Here is a 23137-nt window from a genome sequence, read left to right as displayed (position 1 = left end):
TGTGGTCGCTGAAACTGACTTGGGCGTGTTACTGAAAAATCTGAATCCTGTGGCGAGTAGTGAAGATTACGTTTTCACTACCTTGCCTGCTGATAGCTTAACTAGTACGTTAATTTCAGTAGCTAAGGGTATGTTTCAGGAACGCGAGGGCACCACGCTTATCCTTCCGGTTGTTGCAGCCGAGAAAGCTAACTTGCCATTTGAAGGTTATTACCGCTGTATAACCTGTGAAGTACATTCTAGTTTGGAAGCGGTAGGCATGACGGCAGCTATGTCCACCGCGCTGGGTAAGGCAGGAATTAGCGCCAACGTGGTGGCCGCTCATTATCACGACCATATTTTTGTGCCAGCTGAAAAAGCCGACTTGGCGATAGACGTTTTAACGTCGTTGTCTAACTAGGTCTGACCAATCTCTTCCTGCCTATTCTTTCTCTTTTCTCAAAAAAAACATCAACCAGTCCCATGGTTAAGCAATATTGGGCACCATAGTAAGTTGTCATTACCCAAAAGGTAGACAGTGGAAGCGGGGTTTTGAAAACCGACTGGGCGAGAATGGCATCTGATATCACAAAAAGTAACGCACCGGTTACGATTAGCTTAGTTTGAGCCAACCACACTGCGGTTAAACCCATCAGTGTGATTACGCTAATATAGGCGACTACAGGGTAAAACAAGGCTTTCGACGCTGGCAGAATGTGCACTGCCATCATTACGGCAAAGCTAACCATAATAATACTAATTAACCACTTTGGTTTGCGCGAAATGATATGGTCGCCGGGCGTTTCTTGTAGGCGGCGATGCAGCAACGCAAAACACATAGCATACGTTAAATGGGCAACAAAAAAGCACGCCAAGCCGGTAATAAAACTATCAGCAAAGGGCAAGGCCAGACTAACATCTCCGGCAAGACTAAAAAGTAACGCCGCCAACACCATGTATCGCGGCATGGTGCTAAGTTTTGTATAGGCGAAAACTGCCAGTACCACAATAGGCAGGGCTTTGGGTAAGAATTGCGCCACGTAGGGGGTAAGCGGCAGCGTCGCCAGGTAAATCAACGCTAAGCTGCTAAAGACAATAGTTGTTCTTACATTCATATTTAGCCTTTTTGAACCTGCTCAGTCATACACTTCAGCACGACAAAAAAAGCCCCAGTTTGGTGAAGCAAACATGGGGCTTTAGCTATCGTATTTTATGTACGCTACTCTCTATGTACTGTTTTAGAGTACGCGAATTACCAAATTTTCACGCGTTCTTCTGGTGGTAAATACAACGCATCTTCTTCGGTCACGTTAAACGCTTCGTAGAATTCAGGTACGTTGCGAACAGCACCGTTAGTGCGGAACTTCGTAGGTGAATGGGTATCCGTTTGTACTTGGCTGCGCAACGCTTCTTCGCGATACTTGCTTGCCCAAACCTGGCCGTAACCAATGAATACACGCTGATCGCCAGTGAAACCGTCTAGTTCAGGGGCTTCTTCACCATCAAGAGACAGGTGGTAAGCTTTAAGTGCGATGCTGATGCCGCCAAGATCGCCGATGTTTTCACCTAGGGTATATTCGCCGTTTACGTGCAAGTCAGGCAGAACCTCAAACTGGTTATACTGTTCAATCAAGTTCGCAGTGCGTGCTTCAAACTCGCCGCGATCTTCGTCAGTCCACCAGTTTCGCAGAACGCCATCACCGTCGAAGGTTGACCCTGAATCATCAAAACCATGGCCAATTTCGTGACCAATTACCGCGCCAATGCCACCGTAGTTAACCGCGTCTTCGGCGTTCATGTCAAAGAACGGAGGTTGAAGGATAGCCGCAGGGAATACAATTTCGTTTAGCGGTGGGTTGTAGTAAGCATTAACAGTTTGAGGTGTCATGCCCCACTCATGGGTCCACACTGGGCCGCCTTGTTTCTTAAGCATTTCTTCGTACAGCACGTCCGAAGAACGCTTTAGGTTTCCAAACAGGTCACTGGCATTAACTGTCAGCGCTGAATAGTCTCTCCACTGGTCTGGGTAGCCAATTTTCACCGTAAACTTAGACAGCTTGTCTAGTGCTTGTGCACGGGTTTCATCTGTCATCCAATCAAGATTTTCGATACTTTCTTTGTAAGCTAACAACAGGTTATTAACCATTTCCATCATGCGATCTTTCGCTTCAGGCGGGAAGTGCTGTTTTACATAAACCTTACCGATTAGCTCGCCTACATGGGCATTTGAAAGGCTTACTGCACGACGCCATTGTGGCTGTTGCTCTTCAACACCGCGAAGCACTTTGCTGTAGAAATTGAAGTTTGCTTCATCAAGCTCGGCATTTAAGCGACTGGCTGAAGCATTTAACAAGCCCCACTTAAGGAACGTTTTCCAATCTTCCAGTGAGGTTTCTGCAATAACGCCATCAATGTTTTGCATGTAGTCTTTTTGCAGGATGCCTAGCGAAGGAATGTCGCTAATGTCTGCTTCAGTAAGATAAGCGTCCCAGTCGAACTTAGGCATCAACGCTTTAAGTTCTTCAATTGTCAGTTTGTTATAGTTGGCAGCAAAGTTACGGGCCTGCTCTTTTTTCATATGTAGCTGAGCAATTTTAGTCTCAAGTGCGAACAGCATATCCGCACTTTCTTTAGGCGCGTCGAAACCCGCCAGCTCAAACATGGTTTGAATATGTTTAACGTAGGCATCGCGAATGGTTTGTGATGTTTCGTCGTCCTTGAAGTAGTACTCGCGCTCAGGAAGGCCTAAGCCCGACTGCCACGTGTACATCAAATATTCTTTTGGCGACTTAAGGTCAGGGTATTGAGTTAGGCTGAACGGCGTACCGTAGCCATAGCGAGCTGCATAAGCGAAATACTCAGCAAGATCGGTGTAGTCTTCAATGGCATCAATCTTAGTTAACTCAGGCTTTAGCGGCGTCGTACCAAGTTCGTTGCGGGTTTCCATGTCCATATAGGCACGGTAAAAATCACCGACTTTTTGCTCGTCGCTGCCCGCTTTAAAGTCGCCTTCGGCAGACGATTTTATAATATCCATAACGTGATCTTGTGCTTCATCGCGAAGGATCACGAAAGAACCGTAGCTCGATTTATCTGCCGGTATTTCAAAATTATCAAACCACTTGCCGTTTACGTAGCGGAAAAAGTCATCACCTGGGTCAACAGACAGATCCATATTTTCTTTAATGACACCTGAAGAAAGCTGTTGCTGAGCTTCTTCGGTAGCCGCGCTCTGTGTCTGTTGTTCTGTGGATGAATTTTGTGGGCTACAAGCCGTGAGGGCCAGTGCCACGCTTAAGCTTAAAACGCTACGTAACATGTCGAGTTTTCCTTTTCATTTTATTGGGCGACATTTGGGCTTGTCGCTTATTGTTTTTAGTGCGTTGCGAAACCTGTGCATCCCTTCGAAAGAATGGTGTGGCGTATTGCGTGCACGCTTTTTACTAATTTTTAGCATGGCGGGGGGGATAGAAAAAGTGTTTATAGTGAAAATACACAGCTTGTAACAACTTGTAGGGCTAATTTCGCTATAGTGTTTTTTTCACACACTACAACATTCAAGGAACGGCGATGGACTTACACAATACCCCTTTCGATAGCGTATCACCCTGTGAGTACGCCGATGCGCTGCCAAGAGAGCAGTTCATGCACTATGCGATAAAACCATTGTGGGAAGGCATGCCACGCATTGCGGGTCCAGCATTTACCGTTAAGTGTGAGCCGGGAGACCATCTTATGCTGCATGCGGCGATATATCGCGCAAGCCCCGGTGACATTATTGTTGTGGAAGCCGATGATGAATTCGCTGTTGCGGGCGGTAACGTCTGCGCGATAGCCCAGTCTCGCGGCATTAAAGGCTTCGTGATTGATGGTGTTATACGCGATCTTGCTGAAACCCGTGACAACAAATTCCCGGTATTTGCCAGGGGCGTTATACCCAAGCCAGGAGCCAAAAAGTGTATAGCCCCGTTAAATGAGCCGATTACCTGTGCTGGTGTAACGGTTCACGCCGGAGATATCATTGTTGCAGACGAAGAGGGCATTGCAGCAATTCCAAGAGATGAGGCGCTAGCAGCCTATGACATTGCCCAAAAGCGAGCCCAGAAAGATGGCTCCATGTCACTTGAACAGTGGCAGGCTGAGCACGCTGAAAAAGTGGAAAGCATACTGGCTAAATTGGGCTTTGCAGAGTGAAGGTTTGCAGATAACTCGCCATGCTTCGACTGGTTTTTGATAAGCGCTTTACTAAACCCTTCACTAAGCTTTTCATTAGGCAATAAGCTTTGCCAAATATTAACCAATGTTAAATGAGCTTTGCGGTAAAAAGGCGCCGCAAAGTTCAACACACTTTCAGTTATCGTGTAGAATTGTGACCTAAGCATTTTGGGGCATACGTAAACGTGCTCTGTCACTGAATAACTAACGAGTTCTACATGTTTTCATTTTTTGAAAAGCTGACCCAGCCTTTCCCTGACACGCCGCCTACCCAACCGCCAACAGGTATCGTTGCATTTTGTAAATACTACACAAAAGGCATGTGGGGCGTAATCCTTACTGTTTCCGTGCTAAGTGCCATTGTTGCCATGTTAGAAGTGGCGTTGTTTGGCTTTTTAGGGCAGTTAGTTGACTGGTTCTCTGATCAAAACCGAGCCACGTTTTTAGCGGACCAAAAATTTACCCTCATTGGCATGGGTTTAACCGTTCTCGTTTTTATTCCATTGTTTATCTTGTTGCGCTCGCTATTTTCTCGTCAGTCCTTGATGGGGAATTATCCCATGCGCATTAGATGGCAGGCTCACCGCTATTTGCTTGGCCAAAGTTTAACCTTCTTCCACGATGAGTTTGCCGGCCGTGTTGCTACCAAGGTGATGCAGACAGCGCTATCGGTACGAGAAACCGTGACCAAGGTTCTCGATTTGCTGGTGTACATCAGTGTTTATTTTATCTCTATGGTAGTGCTTATTTTCAGCACTGACTGGCGCTTAGCCATGCCGCTTATCGTGTGGTTTTTTGTGTATATCGGTATCTTGAAGGTGCTGGTACCAAAACTAAAAGAAGTGTCGCAAAAGCAAGCCGACGCGCGCTCATTAATGACTGGGCGTATTGTCGATAGCTATACCAATATCACAACGGTGAAGCTGTTTTCACACAGTCGCCGCGAAGCGGATTACGCAAAAGAAAGTATGGATGGTTTTCTTAAGACGGTTTACCCGCAAATGCGTTTGGTTACCGTGTTGGAATTCTGCGTGGAAATGGCTAACGCCATTCTTATTTTCACCATTGGTGCGCTATCTGTGTATTTGTGGATGGAAAACATCGCGAGCCCGGGCGATATCGCCATTGCTATTAGTTTGTGTTTGCGACTAAACGGTATGTCGCACTGGGTTATGTGGGAAGTATCAGGTTTGTTCGAAAACTTAGGCACGGTGCAGGATGGCATGAATACACTAGCGCAGCCTATTGCAGTAAAAGACAAGCCAAAAGCCGATGCGTTAAAGGTAAATGGCGGCGGGATTAATTTCGATAATGTGCATTTTTCTTATTCAGGTGCAGACAACAAACCTATTGATGTGTTCACTAACTTGGATTTAGCCATTAAGCCCGGAGAAAAAGTGGGCTTAGTGGGGCGTTCTGGCGCGGGTAAATCGACACTGGTTAATTTGCTCATGCGTTTTTACGATACCCAGAGTGGTCGTATTGTTATTGACGGCCAAGATATTACTGAAGTAGGCCAAGAAACCCTTCGCGCCAAAATCAGCATGGTGACACAAGATACTTCACTGATGCACCGCTCCGTACGCGACAACATCCTTTATGGTCGAACCGACGCGACAGAAGAAGATATGATCCGTGCAGCCAAACAGGCCGAAGCGCACGACTTTATTCTTACGCTTACCGATAGTCACGGTAGAACAGGGTACGACGCTCACGTGGGTGAACGAGGCGTGAAGCTTTCAGGCGGTCAGCGCCAGCGCATTGCTATTGCGCGAGTGTTACTGAAAGACGCGCCTGTATTAGTGCTGGACGAAGCCACATCAGCGCTAGATTCAGAAGTTGAAGCAGCTATTCAAGCGTGTCTGGACAAAGTGATGGAAGGCAAAACCGTGCTGGCTATTGCGCATCGACTGTCGACCATTGCGCAAATGGACAGGTTACTTGTTCTGGATAAGGGCAACATTGTAGAGCAGGGAACCCATACAGAGCTTATTGCGCACAATGGCATATATGCCAAGCTTTGGGCGCACCAAACGGGCGGATTTATAGGCGTTGAATAGGCAAGGCGCGAATTAGCGTTCAATCGCAGATGGGATGGATAAACCGCTTGTATCTTGAAAGTGGTTAAGTATAATACGCGTCCCTCCCTTGCGATACCGCACTTTCCTTAGAAAAGACGCACAACTCACAAGGGCAGTGTAAGTAAATTTTGTCTTATCGACACCACAGGGGTGTAGTTCGAATTGGTAGAACAGCGGTCTCCAAAACCGATGGTTGGGGGTTCGAGTCCCTCCACCCCTGCCAAATTTACTTAAACTAAGAATTTTTAAGTTGCGCATTTTTTAGATGCGTAAAACAACGACGCTGTAGTGCTAGGATCGTAACATGAGCGAAAAGACGGAAAATCAGTCCAATGCATTGGACATGTTTAAATGGGTAGTGGTTTTTGCACTACTTGCCGGTTTAGTAACCGCTAATACAATGTACGGTGAGATCTCGGTACTATACCGTGCCATCGCAATTGTTGTAGTTGTTGGTATAGCTGGTTTCATCGCGGCAACTACCGACAAAGGTAGCACCTTCTTGAGCTTCGCTAAAGAGTCTCGCACAGAAGTTCGCAAGGTTGTGTGGCCAACTCGCCAAGAGGCGAACCAAACTACACTTATCGTGCTTGCAGCGACGTTAATTATGGCACTAATTTTATGGGGACTAGACGGCATCATCGTTCGTGTAGTTGGCTTTATTACAGGAATAGGAGCATAACCGTATGTCTGAAGAAGAAGCAGTAAAGAAAAGATGGTACGTAGTTCAAGCCTATTCACAATATGAGTCTCGCGTTAAGAAGACCCTGCTTGAATACATCAAGATGCACAACATGGAAGACTACTTCGGTCAGGTACTAGTACCAACAGAAGAAGTAGTAGAAATGCGTGCGGGTCAAAAGCGTAAGTCTGAGCGTAAGTTCTACCCAGGTTATGTATTGGTAGAAATGGCGATGACGGAAGAGTCATGGCACTTAGTGAAAAGCGTACCTCGCGTACTTGGTTTCATCGGCGGCACATCTGATCGCCCTATGCCAATCACGCAGAAAGAAGCTGACGCTATCTTAAATCGTCTTGAAGAAAACGTTGATAAGCCAAGACCAAAGACGCTGTTCGAGCCAGGCGAAGTTATTCGCGTTATCGATGGCCCATTTGCAGACTTCAACGGTGTGGTAGAAGAAGTAGACTACGAAAAGAGCCGCGTAAAAGTATCGGTGCTTATCTTCGGTCGTTCTACTCCAGTAGACTTAGAATTTGGTCAGGTAGAAAAAGGCTAAGCCTATTCAAGCTACCGTATAGCATTTTTAAAAAGCCCCGTTTGACGGGGCTTTTTTGTATCTAGATAACGATAAAAGGAGAGCGGTGAATATTTATAAAAATTTGCATGTTACTACAACGTAGCATCCTCTTGACCTAAATAAGCCAGAAATAACAGCTAATAAGCGAAAGAAACATAAACATAAACTGCAATATTGTTGCGGTTTTTTCAGAGACTTTATCGCTCTTTGTAAAAGAGTCCCAAAATCTGACACCCAGCGCACGTTTTAAGATTAGGTTCATTCCACAAATTACCATGACCCAAATGAACACCGTTCCGATATCTACCATTTTAAATTTGACCTTCACTCATCTGTTGTTTCTAAACCCTCTAGATCCGACGCCAAATTTGCTATAGCGCCCGAAACTAACCCACCACCTACGGATGTTGCGAGAGAGCTGAAACCTTTAACCGGACTTAAAGCGCCTGCACCCATTCCGGCAAGTGTTCCTGTAGCGATGGTACTGAACGATGCGTTACGCCCGCCACCAATAATTGCCCCATAGAAACCACCTATGCCACCGGCTATAGCGCCTAAAGCATTGGCCCAAAGTGCACCAGAAACATTTGAGATCTCATGATTGTTTAATTCTGTAGGTTTTTCCATTGTTTGATTATCCTTTCAAAATAAATGATGAGCTTCACACTGTGTGCGTAAAGCCAACATAACTCTGATTCACTTTGCCTATGAAAAATACTGACCTTTCGATGGTTTTTTATTCTAAATAGCCCTTGCATAGTAATTAATCACCTTATATAATGCGCGCCCTTTTAAACGGAAACGGGAAGCCGATTGAGCAAATAATCTCTGTATTTGCGAGGCGTTAGACCCAAACAAGAGAGCATGTAAAATGGCTAAAAAAGTAAGCGGTATTATCAAGCTTCAGGTAGCAGCAGGCGCTGCTAACCCAAGTCCACCAGTTGGTCCTGCACTAGGTCAACACGGTGTAAACATCATGGAATTCTGTAAGGCTTTCAACGCGAAAACAGAAAGCCTTGAGAAAGGCGCTCCAGTACCAGTAGAAATTACTGTATACGAAGATCGCTCTTTCACATTCGAAACTAAGACTCCTCCTGCGTCTTACCTGCTTAAGAAAGCAGCGGGCATCAAGAGTGGTTCTGGCCGTCCTAACACTGAAAAAGTGGGTAAAGTTACTCGCGCTCAGTTGGAAGAGATTGCTAAAACTAAAGAGCCAGACCTTACTGCAGCTGATCTAGATGCAGCGGTACGCACTATCGCGGGTTCTGCTCGCTCAATGGGCTTGAACGTAGAGGACTAATCGAATGGCTAAATTAACTAAACGCGCTCGCCTAATCCGCGACAAAGTTGACTCTACTAAAGAGTACGAAATCAACGAAGCAGTAGCGCTTCTTAAAGAACTAGCAACAGCTAAGTTCGCAGAAAGCGTAGACGTATCTGTTAACCTTGGTATCGATGCGAAGAAATCTGACCAAAACGTTCGTGGTGCAACTGTACTACCTAACGGTACTGGTAAAGACGTTCGCGTTGCAGTATTCACTCAAGGTGCAAATGCTGAAGCAGCTAAAGAAGCTGGTGCAGACATCGTTGGTATGGATGACCTAGCTGAGCAAGTTAAGAAAGGCGAAATGAACTTTGACGTAGTAGTTGCTAGCCCAGACGCAATGCGTGTTGTTGGTCAACTAGGTCAAATCTTAGGTCCACGTGGCCTTATGCCTAACCCAAAAACTGGCACTGTAACGCCTGACGTTGCAACGGCAGTTAAGAATGCTAAAGCTGGTCAGGTACGCTACCGTAACGATAAGAACGGTATCATCCACGCTAGCATCGGTAAGATCGCGTTCGAAGCGAACCAAATTCAAGAAAACCTTGAAGCGCTACTTGAAGCATTGAAGAAAGCTAAGCCTTCTTCTGCGAAAGGTACATACATCAAGAAGATCAGCCTAAGCACTACAATGGGTGCTGGTGTTGCTCTTGATAAGGCTTCTGTAGGTCTTTAATTTCGCTGAGCTTAGGCTCATCGAAATCTCTTAAAGGTTATGGGTTGGAGCTGTGACAATTAGCAGTGCTAGTAAGCAGCTCCCGTCCTAGACCGCAGGTGCGGTGTGGTGAAAGAGGTAAGAGAACTTTCACAGTCAACACACTGCTTAATACAACAACCTGCGCAGACGGTGGTTTGACTCAGACTCTCTGGGGTAACAAACACCGTAGAGCGGTATCAACCATGAGGGTTGGTATCAATCTGTGAACCCTGACGGCGTAAGCGGGTAACCGCAAACAAAGTCAGATACAAAGAGGTGAACTCAGTGGCACTAGGTTTAGCAGCAAAAAAAGAGATCGTAGCAGAAGTTTCTGAAGTTGCGTCTCGCGCTCTATCCGTAGCCGTTGCTGAATACCGTGGGATGGAAGTTGCAGAACTGACTGACCTACGTGTTAAAGCTCGTGAGCAAGGCGTATACCTAAAGGTTGTACGTAACACTCTTGCAAAGCGTGCTCTAGCAGACAGTCAATTTGCAGACTTAGACAGCGCCTTAACTGGTCCGCTTATCTATGGTTTCTCTATCGACGCACCAGGCGGTGCGGCACGTCTTTTCAAAGACTTCGGTAAGACTAACGATAAGCTAAAAGTTACAGCACTATCTATTGGTAGCGGTCTTCTTGGTCCAGAGAAATTGGACGCAGTTGCAGCACTACCTACCCGCGACGAAGCGCTTGCGAAACTACTTGCAACCTTCAAAGCACCAGTTGGGAAATTCGTTCAAACAATCAACGAAGTTCCTGGCAAGTTTGTGCGCGTATTGGCGGCGGTCAAAGACACCAAGTAATTGGCGTTTTTGGCATATTGATTTTTTTAACATTTTATACCCAGGAGTTTAGAGAACATGGCTCTAACTAAAGAAGATATCTTAAACGCAATCGCTGAAATGCCAGTAATGGAACTGGTTGAACTAATCGAAGCGGCTGAAGAAAAATTCAACGTATCTGCTGCAGCTGCTGTTGCTGTTGCTGGTCCAGCTGCTGGCGGTGACGCTGCTGCTGCAGAAGAAAAGACTGAATTCGACGTTGTAATGACTTCATTCGGTGGCAACAAAGTTGCAGTTATCAAAGCAGTTCGCGGCGCGACTGGCCTAGGTCTTAAAGAAGCTAAAGAAGTAGTTGAGTCTGCTCCTAAAGCTATCAAAGAAGGCGTAAGCAAAGATGAAGCTGAAGCACTTAAGAAAGAGCTTGAAGAAGCTGGTGCAGAAGTAGAAATCAAGTAATCTGACATAGTCAGATTATTGCCTGAGACGGCAAGGCTGGTGGTTTTTTAAACCACCAGCCTTTTTGCGCTGTATAGTGTGTAGAATCTAACCCTTGGTTACACTACTTAAAGCGCCATTCGGAAATACCCATAAAAAGCATAAAAATCCAACAAGTTAACTAATAATTGGTTAAATTTTGTTGTATGCTGGTGTATCTGCCCGAAAAAGGGTTGTGGAAGTTTGTTGCTTAGTGCGCCATTTGAAACGTAGCTTTTAGCCCATAGCACGCGTTTTAAAGCATTTTGCAGCAGGTTGGGTCATAAATCAGCAGGCTGAGGAACCCATGGTTTACTCTTATAGCGAAAAGAAACGTATCCGTAAGGATTTTGGCAAACGCCCACAGGTATTGGAAATTCCATACCTTCTTTCAATTCAGCTTGATTCTTTCAAAAAGTTTATTGAGATCGATGCAGATGCTCAATACGGTTTGGAAGCAGCATTTCGTTCCGTTTTTCCAATTAAAAGCTACTCAGGTAGTTCAGAGCTTCAGTATGTAAGCTACCGCCTGGGAGAGCCCGTTTTCGACGTTAAAGAATGTCAAATTCGCGGCGTAACTTTCTCTGCTCCGTTAAGAGTAAAACTACGGTTAGTGTTGTTCGATAAAGACGCTGCGCCAGGTACCGTAAAAGATATTAAAGAACAAGAAGTGTACATGGGCGAGATCCCGTTGATGACTGAGAACGGTACGTTCGTTATCAATGGTACAGAGCGTGTTATCGTGTCACAGCTACACCGTTCACCTGGTGTATTCTTTGATCACGACAAAGGTAAAACCCACTCGTCAGGTAAAGTGCTTTATAACGCACGTGTAATTCCTTACCGTGGTTCGTGGTTAGACTTCGAGTTTGACCCGAAAGATAACCTATTCGTACGTATCGACCGTCGTCGTAAGTTGCCTGCAACGATTATCTTACGCGCACTTGAAATGACGTCTGAAGAAATCCTAGATACTTTCTTCGACAAAGTAAGCGTACGTATCGACAAAGACAAACTAATGATGGAAGTGGTTCCAGATCGCCTACGTGGTGAGACGGCTGCTTTTGACATCATTGACGGTGAAGGCAACGTTGTTGTTGAAACGGGTCGTCGTATTTCTGCGCGCCACACGCGTGCACTAGAAAAAGCCGGTCTTACAGAACTTGAAGTTCCAGCCGATTACCTAATTGGCCGTGTTTACGCAGCTACTTATGTAAACGAAGACACAGGCGAAGTGATTGTAAGCGCGAACGACGAACTAACCCTTGAAAACCTAGCGGCACTTAGCCAAGCGGGTATCAAAGAGTTCGAAACGCTTTACATCAACGAGCTAGATCACGGTTCATACATTTCAGATACGCTACGTATCGATTCTTCAACTAACCGCCTTGAAGCACTAGTTGAAATTTACCGTATGATGCGTCCTGGTGAGCCACCAACAAAAGATGCAGCTGAAACCTTGTTCGATAACTTGTTCTTCTCTGATGAACGTTACGACCTATCTTCTGTTGGCCGCATGAAGTTCAACCGCCGTCTTGGCCGTGAAGAACTTATTGGAGCTGGTACACTAGATAAAGAAGACATTATTTCTGTAATGAAGCAGCTAATAATGATTCGTGACGGTAAAGACGAAGTAGATGACATCGATCACCTAGGTAACCGTCGTATCCGTTCTGTAGGTGAAATGGCAGAAAACCAATTCCGCGTTGGTCTTGTACGTGTTGAGCGTGCAGTTAAAGAGCGTCTAAGCTTAGGCGACCTAGACAACGTGATGCCACAAGATCTTATTAACGCTAAGCCTATCTCGGCTGCGGTTAAAGAGTTCTTCGGTTCATCTCAGCTTTCTCAGTTCATGGACCAAAACAACCCGCTATCAGAAGTAACGCATAAGCGTCGTATTTCTGCATTAGGCCCGGGTGGTCTTACACGTGAACGTGCAGGCTTCGAAGTTCGAGACGTACACCCGACTCACTACGGTCGTCTATGTCCAATCGAAACGCCGGAAGGCCCGAACATCGGTCTAATTAACTCATTGGCAAGCTTCGCGCGTACCAATGACTTCGGTTTCCTAGAAACGCCGTTCCGTCGCATTGTAGACGGTGTCGTAACAGACGAAATCGATTACTTATCTGCAATTGAAGAAGGTCAATTCGCAATCGCTCAGGCAAACATCGCGTTGACTGAAGCAGGCGAGTTGGTTGACGACCTAATTCCATGTCGTCACCGTGGTGAAACTACCTTGATGCCGAAAGAAGACATCAAGTACATGGACGTTTCACCTCAGCAAATCGTTTCAATTGCTGCAAGCATTATCCCATTCCTAGAGCACGATGATGCGAACCGTGCACTTATGGGTGCGAACATGCAACGTCAGGCAGTACCTACACTACGCGCTGATAAGCCGCTAGTTGGTACCGGTATGGAAAGAACTATCGCGGTTGACTCAGGTGTTACTGTAGTTGCTAAGCGCGGTGGTGTGGTTGATTACGTAGATGCCAGCCGTATCGTTATTAAAGTAGACGAAGATGAAATGCTTCCAGGTGAAGCGGGTATCGATATCTACAACCTGACTAAGTACACACGTTCTAACCAAAACACGTGTATCAATCAGAAGCCTACTTGTAGTGTTGGCGACCCGATTGTTGCAGGCGACGTGCTAGCTGATGGTCCTTCAACAGACCTAGGTGATCTTGCACTTGGTCAGAACATGCGTATCGCGTTCATGCCGTGGAATGGTTACAACTTTGAGGATTCAATCCTTATTTCTGAGCGTGTAGCGCAGGAAGACCGTTTTACTACTATCCACATTCAAGAGCTTAGCTGTATCGCTCGTGATACTAAGCTTGGGCCAGAAGAGATTTCTTCTGATATCCCGAACGTGGGTGAATCTGCACTAAGCAAGCTTGATGAATCAGGTGTTGTTTACATTGGTGCGGAAGTGAAAGGCGGTGACATCCTTGTAGGTAAAGTAACGCCTAAAGGTGAAACGCAGCTTACGCCAGAAGAAAAACTACTACGTGCAATCTTCGGTGAGAAAGCGTCTGACGTTAAAGATACGTCTCTACGTGTACCTAACTCTGTTCACGGTACGGTAATCGACGTTCAAGTATTTACCCGTGACGGTGTAGAGAAAGACAAGCGTGCGCTAGAAATTGAAGATATGCAGTTACGTCAGGTTAAGAAAGACCTTACTGACGAGTTCGAAATTCTTGCAGACGGTATCTTCGCACGTGCACAAACTGCACTACTACGTGCTGGTGTTGACCAAGCTAAGCTTGACAGCCTGCCGCGTGAAAAGTGGTTTGAAATCGCACTTAACAGTGAAGATGCACAGCTAGAGCTAGACCAAATCGCTGATCAGCATGCTGAAATCAAACTTGATTTCGATAAGAAGTTTGAAGGTAAGCGTCGCAAGATTACTCAAGGCGATGACCTAGCACCTGGCGTGCTTAAGATCGTTAAGGTTTACCTTGCGGTTAAGCGTCACATCCAACCGGGTGATAAAATGGCCGGTCGTCACGGTAACAAAGGTGTTATCTCGACTATCCAGCCTGTAGAAGACATGCCATACGATGCTAACGGTACGCCGGTAGATATCGTTCTTAACCCACTAGGTGTACCGTCTCGTATGAACATCGGTCAGATCCTAGAAACGCACTTGGGTATGGCTGCACACGGTCTTGGTGTGAAGATTGATCGCATGATTAAAGAGCAGCGCGAGCTGGCTGAACTACGTGACTTCTTGAAGAAGGTGTACGAGCTTGGTGAGAATCACCAAGAAGTAGACATCGATAGCTTCACAGACCACGAAGTTCGTCGTCTAGCGGAAAACCTTCGTAAGGGTGTTCCAGTAGCAACACCTGTATTCGACGGTGCTCGTGAATCTGAAATCAAAGAAATGCTGAAGCTTGCTGACATTCCAGAAAGCGGTCAGATTGCTTTGTTTGACGGTCGTACCGGTCGCGAATTTGAGCGTCCAGTTACGGTTGGTTACATGTACATGCTGAAACTGAACCACTTAGTAGACGACAAAATGCACGCGCGTTCTACGGGTTCTTACAGCCTTGTTACACAGCAGCCTCTTGGTGGTAAAGCACAGTTCGGTGGTCAGCGCTTCGGTGAGATGGAAGTGTGGGCACTTGAAGCATACGGTGCAGCATATACCCTTCAAGAAATGCTTACCGTTAAGTCGGATGACGTTAACGGCCGTACCAAGATGTACAAGAACATCGTCGATGGCGACCACAGAATGGAACCTGGCATGCCAGAGTCATTCAACGTACTACTTAAAGAAATTCGCTCGTTGGGTATCAACATCGAGCTTGAAGAAAAGTAATACGGCGTTAGCCACGTAATGTTATGAGATGGCCCGGCGCTTGCGCCGGGTTCTAGAGACTGACTCCGCTGGGAGAGTAATGTGAAAGACTTATTAAAGTTTCTAAAGCAACAAAACAAGACTGAAGAATTCGATAATATTCGAATCGGTCTGTCTTCACCTGACATGATCCGTTCATGGTCATTCGGTGAAGTTAAAAAGCCTGAAACAATTAACTACCGTACGTTCAAGCCTGAGCGTGACGGTCTGTTCTGTGCGCGTATCTTTGGTCCGGTTAAAGACTACGAGTGTCTTTGCGGTAAGTATAAGCGCCTTAAGCACCGTGGTGTTATCTGTGAGAAGTGTGGCGTTGAAGTTACACTGACTAAAGTACGTCGTGAGCGTATGGGTCACATCGAGCTAGCTAGCCCGGTAGCACACATCTGGTTCCTTAAATCACTTCCGTCTCGTATCGGCCTAATGCTAGATATGACACTTCGTGATATTGAACGTGTACTTTACTTTGAATCATACGTGGTTACAGAGCCAGGTATGACTACGCTTGAGCGCAGCCAACTTCTTAACGAAGAAGAGTACTTGGATGCACTTGAAGAGCACGGTGATGAGTTTGAAGCGAAGATGGGTGCTGAGGCAGTATTCGATCTTCTAACTGCACTAGACGTAGACGCAGATGTTGCGGCTATGCGTGAAGAGCTGCCTTCAATCAACTCTGAAACTAAGCGTAAGAAAATTACTAAGCGTCTTAAGTTGCTTGAGTCATTCCAACAGTCTGGTAACAAGCCAGAGTGGATGATCATGACGGTACTTCCGGTACTTCCACCAGATCTTCGTCCTCTAGTACCACTAGATGGCGGCCGTTTTGCAACGTCTGACCTTAACGACCTTTACCGTCGTGTTATTAACCGTAACAACCGTCTTAAGCGTCTTCTAGACCTAGCTGCTCCAGACATCATCGTACGCAACGAAAAGCGTATGCTTCAAGAGTCTGTAGATGCGCTTCTAGATAACGGACGTCGTGGTCGTGCGATTACCGGTTCTAACAAGCGTCCACTTAAGTCGCTTGCAGACATGATCAAAGGTAAGCAAGGTCGTTTCCGTCAAAACCTTCTTGGTAAGCGTGTTGACTACTCAGGCCGTTCTGTAATTACCGTTGGTCCTACGCTACGTCTTCACCAGTGTGGTCTTCCTAAGAAGATGGCACTTGAGCTATTTAAGCCGTTTATCTACGGTAAGCTTGAAGGTCGTGGTCTTGCGACAACAATTAAAGCAGCTAAGAAGCTTGTAGAGCGCGAAGCACCAGAGGTTTGGGACGTACTAGACGACGTTATCCGCGAACACCCGGTACTACTTAACCGTGCACCTACACTTCACCGTTTGGGTATCCAAGCATTCGAACCAACTCTAATCGAAGGTAAAGCGATTCAGCTTCACCCGCTAGTGTGTGCGGCGTACAACGCCGACTTCGATGGTGACCAAATGGCGGTACACGTTCCGTTGACAATCGAAGCACAGCTAGAAGCACGTGCACTTATGATGTCAACGAACAACATTCTGTCACCTGCGAATGGTGAGCCAATCATCGTACCTTCACAGGACGTTGTATTGGGTCTTTATTACCTAACGCGTGACAAAGTAAACGGCTTAGGCGAAGGCATGGTATTCACCAGCCCGAATGAAGCAGAAAAAGCATACCGTACAGGTAATGCTGAGCTTCACTCTCGCGTTAAAGTACGTATTACTGAATATGACATCGATGAAGATGGCAACAAAACTGAGAAAGTAACGCTAACTGACACTACTGTTGGTCGTGCGATTTTCTCACTGATCCTTCCAAAGGGTCTGCCGTTTGAAATCATCAACCAAGCGATGGGCAAGAAGCAAATTTCAAAACTATTGAATGCTTGTTACCGTACGCTAGGTCTGAAAGACACAGTAATTGCTGCTGACCAAATCATGTATACCGGTTTCCACTACGCGATGATCGCGGGTGCGTCTGTTGGTATCGACGATATGGTTATCCCTGCTGCTAAGAAAGACATCATCGATGCAGCGGAAGCAGAAGTTATTGAAATTCAGGAACAGTTCCAAAACGGTCTTGTTACCGCGGGTGAGCGTTACAACAAAGTTATCGATATCTGGTCAAATGCTAACGAAAAAGTTGCTAAGGCCATGATGGATAACCTTAAGACTGACATCGTAATTAACCGCGATGGCGAAGAAGAAGAGCAATCATCATTTAACTCTGTTTACATGATGGCCGACTCAGGTGCTCGTGGTAGTGCCGCTCAGATTCGTCAGCTAGCTGGTATGCGTGGTCTGATGGCTAAGCCAGATGGCTCAATCATCGAAACCCCAATTACGGCGAACTTCCGTGAAGGTCTGAACGTACTACAGTACTTCATCTCAACTCACGGTGCTCGTAAAGGTCTTGCGGATACCGCACTTAAGACAGCTAACTCGGGTTACCTAACGCGTCGTCTAGTAGACGTTGCACAAGACTTGGTAATCACTAACGACGACTGTGGCACATTCGAAGGTGTTCAAATGACACCACTAATCGAAGGTGGTGACGTTGTTGAGCCACTACGCGAGCGTGTACTAGGTCGTGTGGTAGCAGAAGATGTACTTAAGCCAGGTACTAACGAAGTACTAGTAGAGCGTAACGTTCTTCTAGACGAAGCGTTAGTAGACATGCTTGAAGCTAACTCAGTTGACCAAATTATGGTTCGCTCGGTAATCACTTGTGACAACGACTTCGGTGTTTGTGCTAAGTGTTACGGTCGTGACCTTGCACGTGGTCACATGGTGGGCAGCGGTGAATCGGTTGGTGTTATTGCAGCACAGTCAATCGGTGAGCCAGGTACACAGCTTACCATGCGTACGTTCCACATCGGTGGTGCGGCATCAAGAGCATCTGCTGAGAACAGCGTACAAGTTAAGACGGCGGGTAGCCTTAAGCTACACAATGCGAAATTCGTACGTAACTCTGACGGCAAAGTGGTTATCGTTTCTCGTTCAACAGAACTTACTGTTATCGACGAGCAAGGCCGTGAGAAAGAGCGCTATAAAGTACCTTACGGTGCTGTACTTAGCGTGGATGACGGTGCAACTATTGCAGCTGGCGACGTTGTTGCTAACTGGGATCCGCATAGTCACCCAATCATCACTGAACGTGCAGCTAAGATTAGCTTCGCAGACATTGATGACTCTAACACCGAAATGCAGCAAGACGAGCTTACTGGTCTAACCCGTATCGTTGTTAAAGACCTTGCGAAAGTAAACTCTAAAGAGCCTAAGCTAATTCTTGAAAGCGACGAGTTCGGTCTTCAAGAAATTCGTCTTCCAAGCTTCACAACCATCGAAGCGAAAGAAGGCAAAGTAGCTAACGAAGGTGACGTGCTAGCACGTATTCCTCAGGAAAGCTCGAAGACTCGTGATATCACGGGTGGTCTACCGCGCGTTGCGGACCTATTTGAAGCACGTAAGCCTAAAGAGCCTGCTATCCTTGCAGAAATCTCAGGTACTATCGGCTTCGGTAAAGAGACCAAAGGTAAGAAGCGTCTTGTAATTACACCTGCTGAGGGTGACGCGTACGAAGAGATGATTCCTAAGTGGCGTCAGCTTAACGTGTTCGAAGGTGAGAAAGTGGAAAAAGGCGAAGTTATCGCTGATGGTCCAGAGTCTCCACACGATATCCTACGTCTACGTGGTATCTCAGCTGTAGCAAACTACATCGTGAACGAAGTTCAGGAAGTTTACCGTCTACAGGGTGTTAAGATTAACGATAAGCACATTGAAGTAGTTATCCGTCAGATGCTACGCAAGTGCATTATCACTAATCCAGGCGATACGCAGTTCCTTGAAGGCGAACAGGTTGAAGTATCGAACGTTAAAGTGGCTAACCGTGAAATTGAAAAACACGGCAAGATCCCAGCGCAGTACGAAACACAGCTGCTTGGTATCACTAAAGCGTCACTGTCTACTGAGTCATTTATCTCAGCGGCATCGTTCCAAGAAACAACACGTGTTCTAACTGAAGCTGCGGTTCAAGGTAAAGAAGATGACCTACGCGGTCTGAAAGAAAACGTAATCGTTGGTCGACTAATTCCAGCGGGTACAGGTTTCGCTTACCACGAACGCCGTGCACAACGTCGCAAAGAGCAAATCGAAGAAATGTCAGTTTCTGCTGCTGAAGCAGAACAGGCACTAACCGAAGCGCTTAATGCTGGTGCAGACGAAGATACTGCCGAATAAGGCAAGATCATAGGAGTACGTTAACGTACTCCTAACAATTTGGCAGTCCAGTTGTACAGATTGCAGATAAATTAACTGCTTAACCTTTGTACACCTTGACAGTCAGAGCGATGATCTTTAATATTCCGCGACCCGATTTTGGATAGCCAATAAGTGGCTCGATAAACGGTCGCGGTTTTTTGTATCAGCGCTCAGTGAATGTTGACGAGCACAATATTCACAAACAAGAGCGATTAAACAATTAATCGCATTAATATGGACCCAATCACAGTGATTGGGTTTTCGTAGTTTTTAATCAGGAGCTAGTTAATGGCAACAGTTAACCAGTTAGTGCGCAAGCCGCGTAGAAAGCCCGTTGAAAAAAGCAACGTAGCTGCTCTACAAGCTTGTCCACAAAGACGTGGTGTATGTACTCGTGTATATACTACTACGCCTAAGAAACCAAACTCTGCACTACGTAAAGTATGTCGTGTACGTCTAACTAACGGTTTTGAAGTTTCTTCATACATCGGTGGTGAAGGTCACAACCTACAAGAGCACAGTGTAGTACTTATCCGTGGTGGTCGTGTTAAAGATCTACCAGGTGTTCGTTATCACACAGTTCGCGGTACTCTTGACTGCGCAGGTGTAAACGATCGTAAACAAGCCCGTTCTAAGTACGGCGCGAAGAAGCCTAAGTCATAACGGTTCTCCGTTAGTAAGGCCAAACTGAAGTTTAAGAGTTTTGGGTTTTCCCTGAATTCATACGGAGAATAGAAAATGCCAAGAAGAAGAGTCGTAGGTCAACGTAAAATCCTACCAGAGCCAAAATTTGGTTCACAACTGCTTGCGAAATTCATGAATGTCGTAATGCTCGACGGCAAAAAGTCAGTCGCTGAAAAAATCGTTTACGGTGCGCTTGATATTGTTGCTGAAAAAACCGGCAAAGCACACCTAGATATCTTCGAGGAAGCGCTTGATAACATCCGCCCAACAGTAGAGGTTAAGTCTCGTCGTGTTGGTGGTTCTACTTATCAGGTTCCAGTTGAAGTACGTCCAGTTCGTCGTAACGCGCTAGGTATGCGTTGGATGGTTGAAGCTGCACGTAAACGTGGCGAAAAGTCTATGGCACAACGCCTAGCGGCTGAAATGCTAGACGCAGCAGATAATAAAGGTTCAGCGGTTAAGAAACGTGAAGACGTTCACCGTATGGCCGAAGCAAACAAAGCGTTTGCTCACTACCGTTGGTAATCAACGTTATTTAACTGAGAGAGATTTATGCCTCGTAAGACCTCGATTGAGCGTTATCGCAATATTGGTATTGTGGCTCACGTGGACGCGGGTAAAACCACGACCACAGAGCGTGTTCTGTTTTATACAGGACTGTCTCACAAAATCGGTGAAGTGCACGATGGTGCTGCTACCATGGACTGGATGGAGCAAGAGCAGGAGCGTGGTATTACTATCACGTCTGCTGCAACGACTTGTTTCTGGTCTGGTATGGAGCAACAGTTCGATCAACACAGGATCAACATCATCGACACCCCTGGACACGTTGACTTTACTATCGAAGTAGAGCGTTCATTGCGTGTACTAGACGGTGCAGTGGTTGTTTTCTGTGGGTCTTCTGGGGTAGAACCTCAATCAGAGACAGTCTGGCGACAGGCTGACAAATATCAAGTGCCACGCCTTGTGTTCGTTAATAAGATGGACCGGGCTGGCGCTGATTTTGAACGTGTTGTGGGTCAAATCCGCAAGCGTTTAGGCGCAAACTGTGTTCCGATTCAAATCAACATGGGCGCTGAAGAGAATTTCCATGGCGTCATCGACCTTGTGAAGATGAAAGCCATCAACTGGAATGAAGAAGACATGGGTATGACATTTACCTATGAAGACATTCCGGCTGAATATTTAGATACCGCTGAGCAGTACCGTACCGAAATGATCGAAGCGGCTGCAGAAGCATCTGATGAGCTAATGAATAAATACTTGGAAGGTGAAGAGCTTTCTGAGGAAGAAATTCGTTCAGGCCTTCGTCAGCGTACGCTGAACAACGAAATTGTTCTTGCCACCTGTGGCAGTGCCTTCAAAAACAAAGGTGTTCAGGCAGTACTAGACTCTGTTATTCATTATCTTCCGTCTCCAACAGAAGTTAAGGCCATCACTGGTGTACTTGACGACAAAGACGAGACAGAAGCAGAGCGTCATTCAAGCGACGATGAGCCGTTCTCAGCGCTAGCATTTAAAATAGCGACCGACCCATTTGTGGGTACGCTAACCTTCTTCCGTTGTTACTCTGGTGTAGTAAACACGGGTGATACGGTTTACAACCCTGTTAAGGGCAAGCGTGAGCGCTTTGGTCGTATTGTGCAAATGCACGCGAAAGACCGTGAAGAAATTAAAGAAGTACGCGCAGGTGACATCGCTGCGGCCATTGGCCTTAAAGATGTAACAACCGGTGATACGCTTTGTGACCCTAACCATGTTATTACGCTAGAGCGTATGGAGTTCCCAGAGCCGGTAATTTCAATTGCGGTTGAGCCTAAGTCGCAAGCTGACCAAGAGAAAATGGGCATAGCCCTAAGCAAGCTTGCAGCTGAAGATCCGTCATTCAAAGTGAAAACTGACGACGAGACAGGCCAGACGATTATCTCAGGTATGGGTGAACTTCACCTTGATATCATTGTCGACCGCATGAAGCGCGAATTTAAAGTTGAATGTAACGTAGGTAACCCTCAGGTTGCTTATCGTGAAACCCTTCGTAAATCTGTTGAAGTTGAAGGGAAGTTCGTTCGTCAGTCAGGCGGCCGCGGCCAATTTGGTCATGTATGGCTGCGCATTGAGCCTCAAGAAGAAGGTTCAGGCTACGAATTTGTGAACGAAATCGTCGGTGGTGTGGTACCAAAAGAGTTCATTCCAGCGGTCGATAAAGGAATTCAGGAGCAGATGCGAAGTGGTGTTCTTGCAGGGTATCCAGTACTTGATGTAAAGGTTACGTTGTTTGACGGTTCATACCACGATGTTGACTCTTCTGAAATGGCGTTTAAGATCGCCGGCTCTATGGGTTTCAAAAAAGGCGCCGCAGAAGCAAATCCGGTGTTACTTGAACCCACAATGAAAGTTGAAGTGACTACTCCAGAAGACTGGATGGGTGATGTAGTTGGTGACATTAATCGTCGCCGCGGCATGATCGAAGGTATGGAAGATGGCGTCGCAGGTGTTAAAATAATACGTGCTAAAGTGCCGCTTTCAGAAATGTTTGGCTACGCAACTGACTTGCGTTCACAAACACAAGGTCGTGCTTCATACTCAATGGAGTTCTTCAATTATTCTGAGGCGCCGAACAATGTGGCGCAGGCTATTATTGAATCTAGAATTTAATCTAAATGAAGGTTCGGTCCGGTCTATTGGTGGGTCGGACTTTTAACTTAGGAAACGAGAAAAATGGCAAAAGAAAAGTTTGAACGTACGAAACCCCACGTAAACGTGGGTACAATCGGCCACGTTGACCACGGTAAAACTACGCTAACTGCAGCAATCACTACAGTTCTTTCAAAGACTTACGGTGGTAACGCACAGGCTTTCGATCAAATCGATAACGCGCCTGAAGAAAAAGCACGTGGTATCACCATCTCTACTTCACACGTAGAATACGATACTCCTACTCGTCACTACGCACACGTAGACTGCCCAGGACACGCTGATTACGTTAAAAACATGATCACTGGTGCTGCTCAGATGGACGGTGGTATCCTA

The 23137-nt window shown here is 46.2% G+C and carries 18 protein-coding genes and 1 tRNA gene; 16 read left to right on the top strand and 3 right to left on the bottom strand.

Annotated features, from left to right (window positions below):
- Position 1: 1 nt before the first annotated feature.
- Complete coding sequence (locus tag MHM99_RS00095; protein ID WP_168534236.1) at positions 2 to 400, top strand: ACT domain-containing protein; 399 nt, start codon at positions 2 to 4, stop codon at positions 398 to 400.
- Here MHM99_RS00095 and MHM99_RS00090 read toward each other — a convergent pair.
- Together MHM99_RS00090 and MHM99_RS00085 are read right to left on the bottom strand one after the other, a co-directional pair.
- Positions 393 to 1094, bottom strand: a complete 702-nt coding sequence (locus MHM99_RS00090; protein WP_232380208.1) for a lysoplasmalogenase — start codon at positions 1092 to 1094, stop codon at positions 393 to 395. The two genes, MHM99_RS00095 and MHM99_RS00090, sit on opposite strands and share 8 nt — an antisense overlap.
- 137 nt (positions 1095 to 1231) lie before the next feature.
- Positions 1232 to 3298, bottom strand: coding sequence for a M13 family metallopeptidase (locus tag MHM99_RS00085; RefSeq protein ID WP_187446907.1), 2067 nt, complete (start codon positions 3296 to 3298; stop codon positions 1232 to 1234).
- Positions 3299 to 3549: 251 nt separating this feature from the next.
- On the opposite strand from MHM99_RS00085, the gene MHM99_RS00080 reads away from it, so the two are divergent.
- The 5 genes from MHM99_RS00080 to nusG all read left to right on the top strand — a co-directional run bounded on the left by MHM99_RS00080 (position 3550) and on the right by nusG (position 7513).
- Positions 3550 to 4173, top strand: coding sequence for an RraA family protein (locus MHM99_RS00080; protein WP_187446906.1), 624 nt, complete (start codon positions 3550 to 3552; stop codon positions 4171 to 4173).
- A gap of 239 nt (positions 4174 to 4412) precedes the next feature.
- Complete coding sequence (locus MHM99_RS00075; RefSeq protein ID WP_014980522.1) at positions 4413 to 6254, top strand: ABC transporter ATP-binding protein; 1842 nt, start codon at positions 4413 to 4415, stop codon at positions 6252 to 6254.
- 167 nt (positions 6255 to 6421) lie between these two features.
- Positions 6422 to 6498: transfer RNA gene (locus tag MHM99_RS00070), tRNA-Trp, on the top strand.
- Positions 6499 to 6579: 81 nt separating this feature from the next.
- A complete protein-coding gene (secE, locus tag MHM99_RS00065; RefSeq protein ID WP_187446905.1) occupies positions 6580 to 6957 on the top strand; it encodes a preprotein translocase subunit SecE in 378 nt (125 codons plus the stop codon).
- Positions 6958 to 6961: 4 nt separating this feature from the next.
- Entirely contained in the window at positions 6962 to 7513 is a 552-nt protein-coding gene (nusG, locus tag MHM99_RS00060) for a transcription termination/antitermination protein NusG (protein ID WP_014951044.1), read from the top strand.
- A 345-nt stretch (positions 7514 to 7858) separates the two neighbouring features.
- Here the strand turns inward: nusG and MHM99_RS00055 are convergent, their stop codons facing one another.
- Positions 7859 to 8161 carry a hypothetical protein gene (locus MHM99_RS00055; RefSeq protein ID WP_061096048.1) on the bottom strand — a complete coding sequence of 101 codons (303 nt, stop codon included), beginning with the start codon at positions 8159 to 8161 and terminating at the stop codon, positions 7859 to 7861.
- A gap of 244 nt (positions 8162 to 8405) precedes the next feature.
- Here MHM99_RS00055 and rplK point away from each other — a divergent pair, with 244 nt between their 5' ends.
- From rplK to MHM99_RS00005, 10 genes are all read left to right on the top strand, one after another.
- Positions 8406 to 8834, top strand: coding sequence for a 50S ribosomal protein L11 (gene rplK / locus MHM99_RS00050; protein ID WP_014951043.1), 429 nt, complete (start codon positions 8406 to 8408; stop codon positions 8832 to 8834).
- A gap of 4 nt (positions 8835 to 8838) precedes the next feature.
- Complete coding sequence (gene rplA, locus MHM99_RS00045) at positions 8839 to 9534, top strand: 50S ribosomal protein L1 (RefSeq protein WP_014951042.1); 696 nt, start codon at positions 8839 to 8841, stop codon at positions 9532 to 9534.
- Between the two features lie 306 nt (positions 9535 to 9840).
- Entirely contained in the window at positions 9841 to 10359 is a 519-nt protein-coding gene (gene rplJ, locus MHM99_RS00040) for a 50S ribosomal protein L10 (protein ID WP_014951041.1), read from the top strand.
- 57 nt (positions 10360 to 10416) lie between these two features.
- Positions 10417 to 10794, top strand: a complete 378-nt coding sequence (rplL, locus tag MHM99_RS00035; RefSeq protein WP_015068303.1) for a 50S ribosomal protein L7/L12 — start codon at positions 10417 to 10419, stop codon at positions 10792 to 10794.
- Between the two features lie 325 nt (positions 10795 to 11119).
- Positions 11120 to 15148 carry a DNA-directed RNA polymerase subunit beta gene (gene rpoB / locus MHM99_RS00030; RefSeq protein ID WP_014977618.1) on the top strand — a complete coding sequence of 1343 codons (4029 nt, stop codon included), beginning with the start codon at positions 11120 to 11122 and terminating at the stop codon, positions 15146 to 15148.
- Positions 15149 to 15229: 81 nt separating this feature from the next.
- Positions 15230 to 19402: a DNA-directed RNA polymerase subunit beta' gene (gene rpoC / locus MHM99_RS00025; protein ID WP_071816177.1), complete on the top strand. Its 4173-nt coding sequence runs from the start codon at positions 15230 to 15232 to the stop codon at positions 19400 to 19402.
- A 309-nt stretch (positions 19403 to 19711) separates the two neighbouring features.
- Complete coding sequence (rpsL, locus tag MHM99_RS00020; protein ID WP_014951037.1) at positions 19712 to 20086, top strand: 30S ribosomal protein S12; 375 nt, start codon at positions 19712 to 19714, stop codon at positions 20084 to 20086.
- Positions 20087 to 20161: 75 nt separating this feature from the next.
- Positions 20162 to 20632 carry a 30S ribosomal protein S7 gene (gene rpsG / locus MHM99_RS00015; RefSeq protein WP_014951036.1) on the top strand — a complete coding sequence of 157 codons (471 nt, stop codon included), beginning with the start codon at positions 20162 to 20164 and terminating at the stop codon, positions 20630 to 20632.
- Positions 20633 to 20659: 27 nt separating this feature from the next.
- A complete protein-coding gene (gene fusA / locus MHM99_RS00010; protein WP_014951035.1) occupies positions 20660 to 22762 on the top strand; it encodes an elongation factor G in 2103 nt (700 codons plus the stop codon).
- Positions 22763 to 22825: 63 nt separating this feature from the next.
- The coding region (locus MHM99_RS00005; protein ID WP_239217646.1) for a GTP-binding protein at positions 22826 to 23137 on the top strand (312 nt) is incomplete at its 3' end.

The organism is Alteromonas sp. MmMcT2-2 (assembly GCF_022348305.1).
Taxonomy (GTDB): Bacteria; Pseudomonadota; Gammaproteobacteria; order Enterobacterales; family Alteromonadaceae; genus Alteromonas; species Alteromonas macleodii.
Note: the sequence above shows the minus strand (reverse complement) of the source record. Positions and strands in the feature narration are given on the sequence as shown.

Bases quoted from the DNA above. Each gene is read 5' to 3' on its own strand.
- MHM99_RS00090 (WP_232380208.1), bottom strand. From the start codon at position 1,094: ATGAATGTAAGAACAACTATTGTCTTTAGCAGCTTAGCGTTGATTTAC.
- MHM99_RS00085 (WP_187446907.1), bottom strand. From the start codon at position 3,298: ATGTTACGTAGCGTTTTAAGCTTAAGCGTGGCACTGGCCCTCACGGCT.
- MHM99_RS00080 (WP_187446906.1), top strand. From the start codon at position 3,550: ATGGACTTACACAATACCCCTTTCGATAGCGTATCACCCTGTGAGTAC.
- MHM99_RS00075 (WP_014980522.1), top strand. From the start codon at position 4,413: ATGTTTTCATTTTTTGAAAAGCTGACCCAGCCTTTCCCTGACACGCCG.
- secE (WP_187446905.1), top strand. From the start codon at position 6,580: ATGAGCGAAAAGACGGAAAATCAGTCCAATGCATTGGACATGTTTAAA.
- nusG (WP_014951044.1), top strand. From the start codon at position 6,962: ATGTCTGAAGAAGAAGCAGTAAAGAAAAGATGGTACGTAGTTCAAGCC.
- MHM99_RS00055 (WP_061096048.1), bottom strand. From the start codon at position 8,161: ATGGAAAAACCTACAGAATTAAACAATCATGAGATCTCAAATGTTTCT.
- rplK (WP_014951043.1), top strand. From the start codon at position 8,406: ATGGCTAAAAAAGTAAGCGGTATTATCAAGCTTCAGGTAGCAGCAGGC.
- rplA (WP_014951042.1), top strand. From the start codon at position 8,839: ATGGCTAAATTAACTAAACGCGCTCGCCTAATCCGCGACAAAGTTGAC.
- rplL (WP_015068303.1), top strand. From the start codon at position 10,417: ATGGCTCTAACTAAAGAAGATATCTTAAACGCAATCGCTGAAATGCCA.
- rpoB (WP_014977618.1), top strand. From the start codon at position 11,120: ATGGTTTACTCTTATAGCGAAAAGAAACGTATCCGTAAGGATTTTGGC.
- rpsL (WP_014951037.1), top strand. From the start codon at position 19,712: ATGGCAACAGTTAACCAGTTAGTGCGCAAGCCGCGTAGAAAGCCCGTT.
- rpsG (WP_014951036.1), top strand. From the start codon at position 20,162: ATGCCAAGAAGAAGAGTCGTAGGTCAACGTAAAATCCTACCAGAGCCA.
- fusA (WP_014951035.1), top strand. From the start codon at position 20,660: ATGCCTCGTAAGACCTCGATTGAGCGTTATCGCAATATTGGTATTGTG.